The following is a 14,139-nucleotide window of genomic DNA, read 5'->3' on the forward strand; positions in this document are numbered from 1 at the left end:
GGGTCGACTGGCGACAGCCTAGCGCGCCGGGTCGACCACCCCGCCCAGCGAAGCGTTGCGGCGAAACCAGCCGGCGATACTGACCCGGGGCTGTCGGGTCGGGAGGACTTCATGGGGGATCCGGTCGGATAGAAAACAGGCGAAAGTGCCCGCTTGCGGTTGAATGCGGGCCACTTCGCGATCGCTGTCCTGCTCATCGTAGAGCACCATCTCGCCGCCGCCGTCCGCTGGCCACGCCGGATTGAGGTACGACACCGTGGAGATGACGCGGTTGGCCCGGCCCCGGAAGCTGTCGTAATGCTTGCGATAGAACGCGCCCGGCGGATAGAGGGCGAAATGGGCCTCGAACTCGAACAGTCCGGCGTAAAGGGCGACGTTGATCTGTTGCTGGAGTTCGCTCATCAGCGTCAGGTAGCGACGCTGGGCCAGGCTTTCCCGATCCAGCCAGTGGATCGCGTCTCCACGAATGTCGCGCCGCAGCGTGCGCTCGTCGCCGCGGCCGATGGCCGCCTCCTGCAGTGCCTGCCGCTGGTGCAGTCGCTCCAGGTCATCCCGCAGGCCCTGGCACAGGCCTGGGTCGAGAAACCGCTCACCGACATACCAGCCGCGCTCCACCAGGCCGTCGATCAACGTGGCCAGTTGGGCGCTGTCCCAAAAGGCGTGGTGGGCATCGTTGGGTGTCATGAAGGACTCACTTGAGAACCTTGCCAGATTGGCCGGAGCGCGCCGCAGTCTGGCGCCGGCGCTGGGGGTGATAGCGCAATTCGCCCTGGGCGGGCTTGCGGTCCAGGGCGATATCGCATTCGAAGCCGACCGCCAGCAGCTCGACCAGCATCATGGCGGACAGCCCCCAGATCGTGCGGCCTTCGAAGGGGTAGCTGGGAACGTACCAGGGCTGATCGTCGACCGGAATCACATCGGTGTGGCTGCGACAGTCATCGACGAAGTGGCGTAGCGGCACCTCGAAGATCGCCTCGATCTCACCCGGCTCCGCCACCAGCGACAGATCCGGCGCGATCACGCCGACGAAGGGTGTCACGCGGAGGCCGTAGAGCGAGATGACGTCGCTGAGTCGGCCGATGACCTCGACCCGCTCCGGCGCCAGCGCGATCTCCTCCTGGGTTTCCCGCAGTGCAGTGGCGAGAAGGTCGCTATCCTCGGGTTCCCGTTTGCCCCCCGGAAAGGCGACCTGGCCGGCATGCTGGGAGAGGTGGGCGGTGCGCTGGGTGAACAGCAGCGTGGGCTCGGTTCGGGCGACGATGGGCAGCAGCACCGCTGCCTGGGGATAGGCACTGCTCGAGCGACTTGGGCGATGTGCTTGCAGGCGCTCGCGGAGTTTCTCTAACATGCGCTTTCGACTCCCTGTTTGGCAGGCGCGCCGGTCGGCGCTGTCTGGCGTTCCCGCGAGGCTCCGTCGTCCGGGGATCTACCCGCTCGAGGACCTCCGAATTCGAGGCGCTATGAACTACTGTAGCCACTGCGGTCACACCGTGCGTTTTGCGATTCCCGATGGCGACGATCGCCCGCGATTCCTTTGCGATGCCTGCGGCACCGTCCATTACCAGAATCCGCGCATCGTGGCCGGCACGCTGCCGGTAGCCGGTGAGCGCATCCTGCTGTGCCGCCGGGCCATCTCGCCGCGCAAGGGCTTCTGGACGCTGCCGGCGGGTTTCATGGAAAACGCCGAAACCGTGGAACAGGCGGCGCTGCGTGAAACCCGCGAGGAGGCCTGCGCCGTCGTCGCCGAGCCGACACTTTATACGCTGATCAGCCTGCCGCACATCAATCAGGTCTACATGATCTTTCTGGGTGACCTCGATGGCGGTTTCGCGGCCGGACCGGAGAGTCTCGAAGTCGAGCTGTTCGAGGAGACGCAGATTCCCTGGGACGAACTCGCTTTCCCGACCATCGAGCGCACGCTGCGGCACTTCTTCGACGATCGGCGGCGGGGTACCTTCGAGCTGCATCTCAGCCAGATCGGCCAGGAAGAGCGTGAGCGTTACTTCGGCTCCGCCTAGCGCCCGCGCTCAGGCCTCGGGCAGCGAGGCCAGGGAGCTCAGCGGCCAGACGTCGTAGGCGGGCTCCTCGTAAGGATGCGCGTCGACCAGAGCGGCGATCGCCGCGCGGATTCGATGATCCTCGCAGACCAGTTCGACCCGATACTCCTCGACCTTCTCCAGCGCGCCCGTCTTCCCGATGTGGGGCGTGGCGCCCGCCAGTGGACGAAACTGTCCCTCCCCCCGGACCTGGAAGCAGCACGCTTCGTAAGCGCCGATTCTCCCGGCGCCGCTGGCGAACACCGCCGACTTGACGCTTTCCAGGTGGGATTCGGGGACGAAGAACGCCAGCTTGTACATGAGGATTGTCCGGTCCGGTTGCTGTCGTGACGGTGGGCCGCGTGCGGCGATGATGGCATAATGCCCTGCGCTCCGACAGTGGTCAGACGCGCCCCCTGGTCTCCGGGGGCTGCAGCCTGTTCGGAACGCACCGTCCGAAATGAATCGTGCCGATCGGAAACCTTGGCGATGTGGAAATGGGTCATTGTGGTATTGGTTGTCATGCTGGGGCTGATGCAGTACCGGCTGTGGTTCGGCGAGGGCGGCATTCGGGAGTTCAATGATATCCAGGCTCGCGCCGATACGCTGGAAGGGACGACCGATACGCTCAAGGCGCGCAACGACCGCCTTGCCGCCGAAGTCGTCGACCTCAAGGACGGTCTCGATGCCATCGAGGAGCGCGCCCGCAGCGACATCGGCATGGTTCGTCAGGACGAGCAATTCTTCTGGGTGCCCGGCGTCGACAGTCCCGGCAACGGCCCCGCCGCCAGCACGGGGGTGGTGCAGCCATGACGCTCTGGTTGATCGTGCCGGCCGCCGGCCGCGGCCAGCGCATGCAGGCCGACCGCCCCAAGCAGTACCTCACGTTGCAGGGGAAGAGCGTGCTGGCGCGAACGCTCGAGCGCCTGCACCAGGCCTTTCCCGACGCCGTGCTGCGCCTCTGCCTGGATCCCGACGACGAGTACTTCGACGCCGAAGAGGTTCCGTTCGACCGCTGGCTGCGTGTCGCTGGCGGCGATGAACGCGCCGATACGGTGGGGCGTGCGCTGACCACCCTGGCCGAGGAAGCCGCGGACGACGACTGGGTAATGGTGCACGATGCGGCGCGACCCTGCGTGCGGATCGAGGATCTGCGTGCCTTGCAGGGGGCTCTCGACGACGAGGCGATCGGGGCGCTGCTGGCGACCCCGGCGGCCGATACCATGAAACGCGCCGATGCGGGGGGGCGTATCAGCCACACCGAGCCTCGTGATGGCCTGTGGCATGCGTTGACGCCACAGGTGTTTCGTTTCGACCTGCTGCGCCAGGCGCTCGACGCCGCCCGGGCGACCGGCGTGAAGGTGACCGACGAAGCCTCCGCGATCGAGGCCATGGGCCTGGCGCCACGGCTCGTTGCCGGCAGCCGCGACAATCTCAAGATTACGCATCCCGAGGATCTGGCCATGGCCGCGCGGATTCTTGCGCTGCAGGCCGAGACCGCGGTGGATGCGCTCGACCAGGGAGTCGGAGCATGAGTGTCAGAATCGGTCACGGTTTCGACGTACACCGTTTTGGCGACGGCGATCATCTGATGATCGGCGGCGTTCGCTTGCCGTTCGATCACGGCTTCGTCGCCCATTCCGATGGAGACGTGCTGCTGCACGCGATCAGCGATGCGCTGCTGGGCGCCTGCGCGCTGGGCGACATCGGGCGCCACTTCCCGGATACCGACCCGGCCTGGAAAGGCGCCGACAGCCGCGCACTGCTGCGTCACGTCGTCGGATTGGTGGGCGAGGCCGGCTATCGAATCGGCAATCTCGACGCCACGGTGATGGCTCAGGCACCGCGAATGGCCGAGTGGATCCCGCGTATGTGCGAAACGATCGCCGCCGATGTGGATGTCGAGCTGGGCGCCGTCAACGTCAAGGCGACGACCACCGAACGTCTCGGCTTCACCGGGCGCGGTGAAGGCATCGCGGCGGAAGCGGTGGTGCTGCTGGTCGCGGACGCCAAATGAGCGATCCCGCGCCGTCATTGGTGTCCTGGCCGCCAAGCTGGCACTACCTGGCGGGAGCACCCGCGGCGGCTGGCGACTACCGCCGGCGTCCCGAGGATTTCCAGGTCGAGGAGGTTCTCGACTTCGTCCCGGAGGGGCAGGGCGAGCATCTGTGGCTGTGGTTGGAAAAACGCGGCATGACGACCCCGGACCTGGCTCGGCTGCTCGCCCGGGCCGTCGATATTCCGGTCCGGGACGTCGGGTTCAGCGGCCTCAAGGATCGCGACGCGGTGACGCGGCAGTGGTTCTCGCTGGCGCTACCGGGACGCGAGGCGCCACCGGGTTGGGAGGCGGGGCTCGTCGAGCGAGGCGTCACCTGTCTCCAGGCGGTCCGGCACCCGCGTAAGCTGAAGCGCGGCGTGCACCGGGCCAACCGCTTCCGGCTGAAGATCGGCGGAGAGGCCATGGTGTCGCCGGCCACTCGCGAGCGCTGGGATCGTCTGGTGCAGCTAGGGGTACCCAACTATTTCGGCCCCCAGCGCTTCGGCCCCGAGGGACGTAATCTGCATCGCGCCCGGCAACTGCTGGCCCGGGGCTGGCGCAAGCGGCAGGATCCGCACGGGCTACTGCTTTCCACGGCCCGGAGCTATCTTTTCAACAGCGTACTGTCGGCGCGTGTCGCCGATGGTACTTGGTGCGTGCCGCAGCCCGGCGACGTTCTCAACCTGGAAGGGACCGCGAGCCGCTTCGCTGCGACGGAGATCGACGACTCGCTGCTCGCGAGGGCGGAAGCCGGCGACCTGCACCCGACAGGTCCTCTCTGGGGGCGAGGGCGGCTGGAGAGCTCGGGCGAGGTGGCCGAGCGGGAAACCCGCATCGCCGCCGGCTGCCCCGACCTGGCCGACGGGCTGGTGCAGGCGGGAGCGAGCCATGAGCGGCGACCGCTGCGGCTGCGGCTCAAGGAGCCCGAGTGGCGGACGGAAGGCGACGCCGCCTGGCTCTCTTTCTCGCTGCCACGAGGCGCCTTCGCCACGTCGGTGCTCAGAGAGCTGTTCCGGCATCCGACCCTGGTCTGACCCCGCCGGCCAGACGCTCGAGGAGGAAGGAGAAGAGATGCGCAGACTATTGCTATCCAACGACGATGGCGTGCACGCCCCGGGACTGAGGGCGCTCGCGCTGGCACTGGAGGGGCACTCGCGACTGAGGGTCGTGGCGCCCGATCGTGACATGAGCGGTGCCAGCAATTCGCTGACGCTGACACGGCCGCTGGCGTTGACCCCCATGGACTCCGGGTTCTATAGCGTCGACGGTACGCCCGCGGACTGCGTCTATCTCGGCGTCAACGGCGTGTGGGAAGAGAAGCCCGACCTGGTGATCTCCGGGATCAACCACGGCGGCAACCTGGGCGACGACGTGCTCTACTCCGGTACCGTTGCTGCGGCCATGGAGGGGCGCAACCTGGGGATGGCCGCGATCGCGATCTCGCTCTGCGGGCAGCGCCATTTCGAGACCGCCGGGCGCGTGGCGGCCAGCCTCGTCGGCGCGGCGGAGAATCTCTCGCTGCCGCCGCGCAGCCTGCTCAACGTCAACGTGCCGGATCTGCCGTGGAGCGAGATCCGGGGTTTCCGCGTGACTCGGCTGGGGTACCGTGGCCCGGCCTCCCAGCCGATTCACGTCAAGGATCCACGCGGGCGCGATCGCTACTGGATTGCCGCGGTGTCCGAAAACGCCGACGATGGCCCGGATACCGACTTCGCGGCGATCGAGGCGGGCTTCGTCTCGATCACGCCGCTGCAAACCGATTTGACCCGTCACGAGACGCTGAACGATGTACAGGGCTGGCTTGATGGATTGTCACACGCCTGAGGAACTCAGTGGTGTCGGCATGACATCGCAACGAACTCGCAATCGCATGGTCGAACGTCTGTCGACCGGCGGGATCCGCCACGCGGGGGTGCTGGAGGTGATGGCAGCGGAGCCACGCCACCTGTTCCTCGACGAGGCGCTGGCGCACCGTGCCTACGAGGATACGTCGTTGCCGTTGGGGCTGGGGCAGACGCTGTCCCAGCCCTGGATCGTCGCCCGGATGAGTGAGCTGGTGGCGCTGGCCGAACCGCAGCGAGTGCTGGAGATCGGTACGGGTTCCGGTTACCAGACCTTGATTCTGTCGCGCCTGGTCAAGAGCGTCTGGAGCGTCGAACGTATCGCCGCGTTGCAGTCCCGCGCCCGCCAGCGGCTGACGCGGCTGGGCGCGCACAACGTCAACCTGCGCCATGCCGATGGCGGCATGGGTTGGCCGCAGGCGGCGCCGTTCGACGTCATCCTGCTGACGGCCTGCGCCAGCGAGCTGCCGCAGGCGTTGCTGTCCCAGCTGCGCGACGGTGGCGTTCTCATCGCGCCGCTGGCGGATTCGGATGGGCGGCAGTGGTTGACCCGAGTACGTCGGCGCGGGCTGGCGTTCGATCATCAGCGTCTGGAAGAGGTGCGTTTCGTGCCATTGCTTGAGGGAGTCATTCGTTGAAGCGCATCGCAAAAACCGTATTGAAAGGGATGGGAATGGGAGCGGCGGATGCCGTCCCGGGTGTCTCGGGGGGAACCATCGCCCTGATCGTGGGTATCTACGAGGAGCTGATCGAGACCATCAGACGCTTCGGTCCGGGAGCCTTCGGCGTCTGGCGCCAGCAGGGTCTTGCCGGCCTGTTCACCTATCTCAATCTGCGCTTTCTGGTTCCACTGGTGCTGGGCATCGGTGCCAGCCTGGTCACGATCGCGCATCTGGTGACGTGGCTGATGGCGCATCACCAGCTGCTGCTCAACGCCTTCTTCTTCGGGCTGGTGCTGGCGTCGGCCTGGGTGGTGATGCGTCAGGTCGGCAGTTGGCGCTGGCGTTATCTGCTTCCGGTGCTGCTGGGGTTGCTGCTGGCCGCCTTCCTGCCGCGCCTGCTGCCCGACATGAGCCAGGCCGGCGATGCGACGCTGTTCGTGGCCGGCGCGATCGCCATCAGCGCCATGCTGCTGCCCGGCGTATCGGGTAGCTTCCTGCTGCTGGTGATGGGGCTCTACGGTACCGTGATGAACGGCATCAAGAGTTTCGACCTCGGGCTCATCTCGATCTTCGGCGCCGGCTGCCTGCTCGGGTTGTTCACGTTCTCCCGTCTGTTGTCCTGGTTGTTGCGTCACCACCACGCCATGACGTTGATGACGATCGTCGGCTTCATCCTGGGTTCGCTGCCGCAATTGTGGCCCTGGCGGCAGATAGCCAGCTATCGCCTGGCGGCCGACGGGCAGCAGGTGGCCTTGGCCTACCATTATCTGCTGCCGTCGGACTACGTCGCCGTCACGGGGCAGTCCTCCCAGTGGGGGGTGGCGGCGGCGTTGATCATCCTCGGCGTCGTAGTGGTAATGTGCCTGGGAGAGCGCAAAGAGGTCACGGCCTGACGCGTGTCGCCAGCACCCTCGGGCTTTTCGTTTCGTAAAAGGACTCTATCTCATGAGTAAGCGTCGCACCGCACTGCTACTGGGGCTTCTCCCGCTCGTCGCCGCCGGCTTGAGTGCCTGTACCACCTCGAGCGGACGACCGCAGGTGCAGGACCTTTCCGTCAGTCGCAACAGCGAGACGCCTTCGACCTACACGGTGAAGAGCGGCGATACCATCTACGGGATCGCCTGGCAGAATCGTGTCGACTTCCGCGACCTGGCCCAGCTCAACGGCATTTCACCACCCTACCGTCTGGAACCGGGACAGCAGCTGAGGTTGCAGTCCGGAGCGAGTGTCGGCGGCGGACAAGCCATCGCCAGCAGCGGCTCCGGCAGTGGCGGGGTAACGGCGACTGGGCTCGGCGGTGGAAGCGGCGGCGGGGCCCAGAGCGCCGGTGGCGACGATAATCCCTCCTGGCTGCTGCCGTCTGACGCTGGTGGCGCCGGTGCCGGTAACGGGAAGGCCGCGGGACAGGGTAGCGGACAGGCGGCGGGCGGCAGTGGCTCGTCTCCCGGGCCGGTCTACGCCCAGAATGGCGCCGCCGATGGCGCCCGCAACGCCAATCCCCCCGCAAACGCCGCCCAGGGTGGCTCATCGGGTAACACGGCAGCGCGCAGCACCAATGCCGACGCTCGCCAGCCGGCCGGCGCCGCGGAAGACGTCGCTTCCGCCTCTTCCGGGACCGCTGACACAGGCTCGTCATCTTCTTCTGCTTCCATCAATGCCGGGAGCACGAAAACGGCGACCGGTGCGGATGCCGGTACCGAGGTCGCCGGCGAACCCAGCGGTGCGCCGGACCGTTCCAGCCGGACCTACAAGCCGGTCGAGAACGTGCCGTGGCAGTGGCCGGCAAGCGGGCAACTGGTGGGCAAGTTCGATGACGATTCGAACATAACCCCCGGCATTGATATTGCGGGGCAAAAGGGGCAACCTGTCAAAGCAGCCGGACCAGGGATCGTGGTGTATGCCGGCGATGGCGTGCGGGGATATGGCAACCTCATCATTCTCAAGCACAATGATCGCTTCTTGAGCGCTTACGCACACAACGACTCGTTGAAGGTCAAGGAAAACGATGTCGTTGAGGCCGGAGAGACGATAGCTACCATGGGGCAGACGGATGCTGACCAGGTCGAGCTACATTTCGAGGTTCGCGTGAACGGACAACCTCAGGACCCACTACAATACCTGCCCGCGCGCTGATCCTGCATCGGCGCTCCAGACAGTCGTGCGGAAACCCGGCTTACTCTGCCCGTTTCCGTCCGCAGCCTGGGCTGCTGCCAAGAGGCCGCCCCGAAACCGCTACCGATAGACGCATCCGAACCGCCCTGCTCGACGTAGTCCTGACAACTGGATGTCGTCGAGCAGCCGGCTCGGGAAAGGGAGTCTCCGACGGCGGGTGTGGCCGCTTGGCCAGGGATGTTTACAAGACTGCAAGGAATAAGCGGTCGCCATGGCACGGTGCCGTCATGGCGAGGTACTCAGGAAGCCAAGATTGGGGGTAGTGGACATGAGCATGCTTGAACGGGAAATTCAGGATGTTGAGCTCGACGGTGTCGATACCACGGAGGTCGATAGCGATAACACGGGTCGCAAGGATGATGAAGACGCTTTCGAAAAGGCGTTGAACCGTGAAGAGAACTCCTACCACCATAGCCTCGACGCGACGCAGATCTATCTCAACGAGATCGGTTTCTCGCCGCTACTGACTCCCCAGGAAGAAGTGCATTACGGCCGACTCGCGCAGAAAGGGGATCCGGCCGGACGCCAGCGCATGATCGAGTCCAACCTGCGCCTGGTGGTCAAGATCGCACGACGTTACCTCAACCGTGGGCTGTCGCTTCTCGATCTGATCGAGGAGGGCAATCTGGGTTTGATTCGCGCCGTGGAGAAATTCGATCCTGAACGCGGGTTTCGCTTCTCGACCTACGCCACCTGGTGGATCCGCCAGACCATCGAGCGGGCGTTGATGAACCAGACGCGCACGATTCGCCTGCCGATTCATGTGGTCAAGGAGCTCAACATCTATCTGCGGGCGGCCCGCGAATTGACGCAGAAGCTCGATCACGAAGCGACGGCCGAGGAGATCGCCGAGTTTCTCGACAAGCCGGTCAGCACCGTCAAGCGCATGCTGGGGCTCAACGAGCGCGTCTCCTCGGTCGACTATCCAATGGGGGCGGAGAGCGACAAGCCGCTGATCGACACGCTGGCCGACGAGAACGAGGTCGGTCCGGAGTCGAATCTGGTCGATGACGACGTCAAGCAGCACGTCGATGAATGGCTGGTCGAGTTGAGCGACAAGCAGCGGGAGGTGGTCCTGCGGCGTTTCGGTCTGCGCGGCCATGAAGCGGCCACCCTCGAGGAAGTCGGCGAAGAGATCGGGTTGACGCGGGAGCGCGTGCGCCAGATTCAGGTCGAGGCGCTGAAGAAGTTGCGCCGGATGCTGGAGAAGCAGGGGTTGTCGATGGATTCGATTTTCGAGTAGGTCGATCTCCGCGCGCCTCAAATGCGTAAATACTCAAATGCGCAAATGAGGGTGGAGACCCATCGGACTATTGATCCAGTCGCATACATGCGGCATTGTATGTAAACCTCAAGCCGGGGCGTCAGCGAAACTGCTGGCGCCTCGGTCGTTTGTTGTATGGTTCCGGATGACGTCGACATGGATCGGCGTCTCGAGTCCGCCAGAAAACAGCCATGATTGGGTACCTGGGCGATGTCGCCGATAGCGGCTCCGGCTCGTGCATGCCGGCATGGACTCGCGTGGTCGGTTTGGTATCGTCTTCCGTGCTCAACGATAGGAAATGTCTCGATGTCGCCTCTCATTTCGTTGCCGTCGCGCTCCCCCCTGCGACATGCCGTCTCGCTGCTGGTCGTGGCAGCGTTCGCCCCTTCGGTTCATGCGGCGGATCTGTTGACCATCACTCAGGACGCACTGGAGCATTCCGCCACGTTGAATTCGTCGCGTTCGACGTTCAGAAGCACCGAAGCCGGCCAGGATGTGGAACGAGGCGACTTGTTGCCCCAGGTCAGCGCCACCGGCAGCGTCTATCGCTACGATTCACTGGACAGCCAGAGCTATGCCGGTTCCAGCGCCGGCCAGGGCGGGGCATCGGGTAGTAGCACGACCTCTTCCGGTGAAGATTACAACGGTACCAGCTTGGGCGTGAACGTGACCCAGGCGTTGTTCGACGCCACCAATTGGTACGAGTACCAGCAGAGCAAGAAGCAGGTTGGCCAGCAGGCGCTGCAGTTGGAAATCGACCAGCAGCAGTTGCTGTACGATGTCTCAGAGGCCTATTTCGAGATTCTGCGCGCCAAGGAAGTCCTGGAGGCGCGTCAGGCCCAGGAGAAGGCGATCGGCCGACAGCTGGAGCAGGCCAAGGAGCAGTTCAACGTCGGCCTGGTGGCGATTACCGATGTCAACGAGGCCAAGGCCGCTTTCGATTCGGCGCGAGCCCAGCGCATCGCCGCGAAGAATGACCTGCAGGTGAGTTTCGAGACGCTGGAGCGTCTGACCGGACAGCAGTACGCCAGTATCGCAAGCCTGGACGACGACCTGCCGATTCAGCCGCCCGCACCGGCCAATCGCGACGATTGGGTCGATATGGCGCTGTCGAGCAGCCCCTCCATTCAGTACGCTCAAGCCGCGGTCGAGTTGGCGAAGTCCGGTGTCGATATCGCCCAGGCCGGCCACCTGCCGACCCTGGACGCGTTCGCGGACTACTCCTACTCCGATAATGACCGTGACGAACTGCGGGGCCACAACGAGGACCTTCAGGTCGGGGTGCAGGCCAATCTTCCGATCTACACCGGCGGTTCCACCAGCGCTTCGGTGCGGCAGAACACCTACACGCTGGAAGCGACGCAGTACGATTTCGAGGATCAGCGTCGCTACACCACCCAGCAGGTTCGCTCGCTGTTCACTCAGGTGGGTAACGACGTCGAATCGGTCGATGCGCAACGCGAAGCCATCGTCTCCAGCCGTAGCGCGCTGGAAGCGACCCGCGCCGGCTACGAGGTCGGGACGCGCAATATCGTCGACGTGCTGGATGCGGAGCAGTCGCTCTACGAATCGATCTCCGACTACGCCGATGCCCGCTATACCTACGTGACGGATCTGCTCCAACTGAGGCAGCAGGCCGGCGTGCTTAGCCTCGAGGTGATTCGCGGCACCAACCGCTGGCTACGCGACAGCAAGCCCGTGTCGCTGACATCGGTCGACGATGCCGACATGTCGGCGGTCGACGATATCGGCAAGCGCCCCACGCCGCCATCCATGCCCTGAAGCCCCTGCCGTCGGGGAAACCAGGTTCGACGCCGCTGCCACGGCAGCGGCGTTGTCGTTTCCGGCGTCGGTATCCGAGGAAGTTCGCTGCCGCTAGCGCTCCCGGACGGGGTAAAATGACACGGCTCAGCCGGTCGCTCGTGCCGGTTTCGTCCGATTGTTTCGAGGGAATCGTCATGGCCCGGCCCATCATCGCCGACATCGATCTCGACGCGTTGTGTCACAACTACGCCGTAGCCCGCGAGATCGCGCCTCGCAGCCACGCCATGGCAGTGATCAAGGCCGACGCCTACGGTCACGGCGCCGTGGCCTGCGCCAAAGCGCTGGCGGCAGTGGCACCGGCATTTGCCGTGGCGTCGCTGGAAGAAGCCGAGATTCTGCGTGAGTCCGGCATCCTGCAGCCGATACTGCTGCTGGAGGGAATCTTCGACACCGACGAACTGGCGCGTGTCGAGGCGCTGGGGTTATGGCAGGTCGTCCACAGCGACTGGCAGTTGGACGCCGTGTTGAGCTACTCCCCCGTCCGGCCGCTGACGGTGTGGCTGAAGCTCGACTCCGGGATGCATCGGCTCGGCTTCGATGCGGCCTCGTTCGTCGATCGCTGGGCTAAACTGAAGGCGGCCGACGACCGTGTCCGGGATCTCCATCTGATCAGCCACTTCGCCAGCGCCGACCAGATCGATCCGTCGCAGTTCGAGCGCCAGCGCCAGACGATCGAGTCCGTGCAGCAGCAACTGAATGCGCCGCTGTGCATCGCCAATTCGCCAGCGACGCTGGCCAAACCCGGCACTCATGGCCACTGGAATCGGCCCGGCATCATGCTCTACGGCAGCAATCCGCTCGAGGGGGCGTTGCCGGACGGTATGTCGCTGAAGCCGGTGATGACGTTGCGCTCTCGCCTGATTGCGGTCCAGACCCTGCCGATGGGGGAGCCGGTGGGTTATGGCGGACGGTGGCGCACCTCCCGGCCGGCCCGGATCGGCGTCGTCGCCGCCGGTTATGGCGACGGCTACGATCGGCATGCCGTCGACGGCACGCCACTGCTGGTCGATGGTCAGCGCTGCCCGCTGGTCGGGCGTGTCTCCATGGACATGCTGACGGTGGATATCAGCCATCTGCCCGACGCCGGCGTAGGCAGCGAGGTGGTGTTGTGGGGCCGGGGTCTCGGTGTCGACGAAGTCGCAAGGCATTGCGATACCATCGGCTACACGCTGCTCACCGGGCTGCTGCCGAGGGTGCCTCGGCGGTATCTGGCGCCCTGACGCCTCATCTTTTCGCTACACTGGCCGGCGTCTACAAAGAATCGGAAAGGACATGCCAAAGAAAGTCTACCCTGCCAACCGTGCCCATCCCCGTTACTGGGGCGCCTGGCTCGGCATCGGGCTGATGCGGGCGGGAGCGCTCCTGCCCTGGCGGCTCAAGCTGGCGCTGGGGCGAGGCATCGGATTGCTGACCTGGAAGCTCGCCAAGCGGCGTCGCCATATCACCGACACCAATCTGGCCCTCTGTTTCCCCGAGCTGGACGATCGGCAACGCGCGGAGCTGGTCAGGAAGACCTTCGTCGCCAACGGGATCGGCATTCTCGAAACGGCGACCGGCTGGTGCCGCGACCCCGAGCACCTGCGCCACCGCGTGACCTTCCGGGGGACCGAGCACATGGAGCGCGCCATGGCGCGGGGAAAGGGCGCGCTGATCATCGGCATTCACTTCTCCACCCTCGATCTCGGCGGCGCGCTGCACTCGCTGTTCTTCCCTGCCGACGTGGTCTATCGGCCCCATGACAACCCGGTTTTCGAGGACTTCATGACCCGGGCGCGGCGGGGGATCTTCGGCGCGGCCATCGATCGCCACGATCTTCGTGGCGTGGTTCGTCGGATCAAGGCGGGGCACGCGGTGTGGTATTCGCCGGATCAGGACTTCGGCCGCGAGGCGAGCGTCTTCGCGCCTTTCTTCGGCGTTCCCGCCGCCTCGATCAAGCTGACCGCCAAGATCGCCCGAATGACCGGTGCGCCGGTCATGCCTCTGATGTTTCACCGCAACCCGGACAACCGGACCTACACGCTGGAGTACCTGCCGCCCCTGGAGAACTTCCCCAGTGGAGACGACGTGGCCGACGCGGCGCAGGTGAACGCGTTCATCGAGCAGGCGATTCGTCGTCATCCTGAGCAGTACCTCTGGCTGCACCGTCGGTTCAAGACGCGTCCGCCGGGCGATAGTTCATTCTATTGAACGGGTTATTGCACGAGGGACTTGACGAAAGTCCGGGTAGCGACAAGGCTTAGACTGTCCTCATGGAACAGGAGGATGGTTTGCCGTGACCGGAAAAGCCGGGACGGCAAGTCCA

General features: G+C 65.1%; 16 protein-coding genes. 13 read left to right on the forward strand and 3 right to left on the reverse strand.

The window, feature by feature from the left end; translation table 11 throughout:
* Positions 1–18: 18 nt before the first annotated feature.
* The gene (locus Q0602_RS14170) at positions 19–684 is read right to left on the reverse strand and encodes a 2OG-Fe(II) oxygenase (RefSeq protein WP_298844549.1); all 666 of its coding nucleotides are present in this window, start codon (positions 682–684) and stop codon (positions 19–21) included.
* 7 nt (positions 685–691) lie between these two features.
* Positions 692–1,348 carry a CoA pyrophosphatase gene (locus Q0602_RS14175; protein WP_298844551.1) on the reverse strand — a complete coding sequence of 219 codons (657 nt, stop codon included), beginning with the start codon at positions 1,346–1,348 and terminating at the stop codon, positions 692–694.
* 112 nt (positions 1,349–1,460) lie between these two features.
* Between Q0602_RS14175 and Q0602_RS14180 the strand changes: the two genes are divergently transcribed.
* The gene (locus Q0602_RS14180) at positions 1,461–2,018 is read left to right on the forward strand and encodes an NUDIX hydrolase (RefSeq protein WP_298844553.1); all 558 of its coding nucleotides are present in this window, start codon (positions 1,461–1,463) and stop codon (positions 2,016–2,018) included.
* 9 nt (positions 2,019–2,027) lie between these two features.
* Here Q0602_RS14180 and Q0602_RS14185 read toward each other — a convergent pair whose 3' ends face one another.
* Positions 2,028–2,357: an NGG1p interacting factor NIF3 gene (locus Q0602_RS14185; RefSeq protein ID WP_298844554.1), complete on the reverse strand. Its 330-nt coding sequence runs from the start codon at positions 2,355–2,357 to the stop codon at positions 2,028–2,030.
* 168 nt (positions 2,358–2,525) lie between these two features.
* Here Q0602_RS14185 and ftsB point away from each other — a divergent pair, with 168 nt between their 5' ends.
* The 12 genes from ftsB (at position 2,526) to lpxL (ending at position 14,024) form a co-directional block, all read left to right on the forward strand.
* A complete protein-coding gene (ftsB, locus tag Q0602_RS14190) occupies positions 2,526–2,849 on the forward strand; it encodes a cell division protein FtsB (protein WP_295039052.1) in 324 nt (107 codons plus the stop codon).
* Positions 2,846–3,571: a 2-C-methyl-D-erythritol 4-phosphate cytidylyltransferase gene (gene ispD, locus Q0602_RS14195; RefSeq protein ID WP_295039054.1), complete on the forward strand. Its 726-nt coding sequence runs from the start codon at positions 2,846–2,848 to the stop codon at positions 3,569–3,571. The genes ftsB and ispD overlap by 4 nt, the downstream gene beginning before the upstream one ends.
* Positions 3,568–4,053 (forward strand): 2-C-methyl-D-erythritol 2,4-cyclodiphosphate synthase, encoded by a 486-nt coding sequence (ispF, locus tag Q0602_RS14200; protein ID WP_295039056.1) that lies wholly within the window; start codon positions 3,568–3,570, stop codon positions 4,051–4,053. The genes ispD and ispF overlap by 4 nt, the downstream gene beginning before the upstream one ends.
* Positions 4,050–5,108, forward strand: a complete 1,059-nt coding sequence (gene truD, locus Q0602_RS14205) for a tRNA pseudouridine(13) synthase TruD (RefSeq protein WP_298844557.1) — start codon at positions 4,050–4,052, stop codon at positions 5,106–5,108. Before ispF ends, truD begins: the two co-directional genes overlap by 4 nt.
* A 37-nt stretch (positions 5,109–5,145) precedes the next feature.
* Positions 5,146–5,898, forward strand: a complete 753-nt coding sequence (gene surE / locus Q0602_RS14210; protein WP_295039330.1) for a 5'/3'-nucleotidase SurE — start codon at positions 5,146–5,148, stop codon at positions 5,896–5,898.
* Positions 5,879–6,553 (forward strand): protein-L-isoaspartate(D-aspartate) O-methyltransferase, encoded by a 675-nt coding sequence (locus Q0602_RS14215; protein WP_298844560.1) that lies wholly within the window; start codon positions 5,879–5,881, stop codon positions 6,551–6,553. The genes surE and Q0602_RS14215 overlap by 20 nt, the downstream gene beginning before the upstream one ends.
* Complete coding sequence (locus tag Q0602_RS14220) at positions 6,550–7,470, forward strand: DUF368 domain-containing protein (RefSeq protein WP_298844563.1); 921 nt, start codon at positions 6,550–6,552, stop codon at positions 7,468–7,470. The genes Q0602_RS14215 and Q0602_RS14220 overlap by 4 nt, the downstream gene beginning before the upstream one ends.
* 52 nt (positions 7,471–7,522) lie before the next feature.
* The gene (locus tag Q0602_RS14225) at positions 7,523–8,710 is read left to right on the forward strand and encodes a peptidoglycan DD-metalloendopeptidase family protein (protein ID WP_298844565.1); all 1,188 of its coding nucleotides are present in this window, start codon (positions 7,523–7,525) and stop codon (positions 8,708–8,710) included.
* 307 nt (positions 8,711–9,017) lie between these two features.
* Positions 9,018–9,992: an RNA polymerase sigma factor RpoS gene (gene rpoS, locus Q0602_RS14230; protein ID WP_298844568.1), complete on the forward strand. Its 975-nt coding sequence runs from the start codon at positions 9,018–9,020 to the stop codon at positions 9,990–9,992.
* A 327-nt stretch (positions 9,993–10,319) separates the two neighbouring features.
* Complete coding sequence (locus tag Q0602_RS14235; RefSeq protein WP_295039320.1) at positions 10,320–11,795, forward strand: TolC family outer membrane protein; 1,476 nt, start codon at positions 10,320–10,322, stop codon at positions 11,793–11,795.
* Positions 11,796–11,971: 176 nt separating this feature from the next.
* The gene (alr, locus tag Q0602_RS14240) at positions 11,972–13,057 is read left to right on the forward strand and encodes an alanine racemase (protein WP_298844632.1); all 1,086 of its coding nucleotides are present in this window, start codon (positions 11,972–11,974) and stop codon (positions 13,055–13,057) included.
* 52 nt (positions 13,058–13,109) lie between these two features.
* Positions 13,110–14,024, forward strand: coding sequence for an LpxL/LpxP family Kdo(2)-lipid IV(A) lauroyl/palmitoleoyl acyltransferase (gene lpxL, locus Q0602_RS14245; RefSeq protein ID WP_295039316.1), 915 nt, complete (start codon positions 13,110–13,112; stop codon positions 14,022–14,024).
* The last annotated feature ends 115 nt before the right edge of the window (positions 14,025–14,139 follow it).

Origin of the sequence: uncultured Salinicola sp. (assembly GCF_937921195.1) — a bacterium.
Lineage (GTDB): Bacteria > Pseudomonadota > Gammaproteobacteria > Pseudomonadales > Halomonadaceae > Salinicola.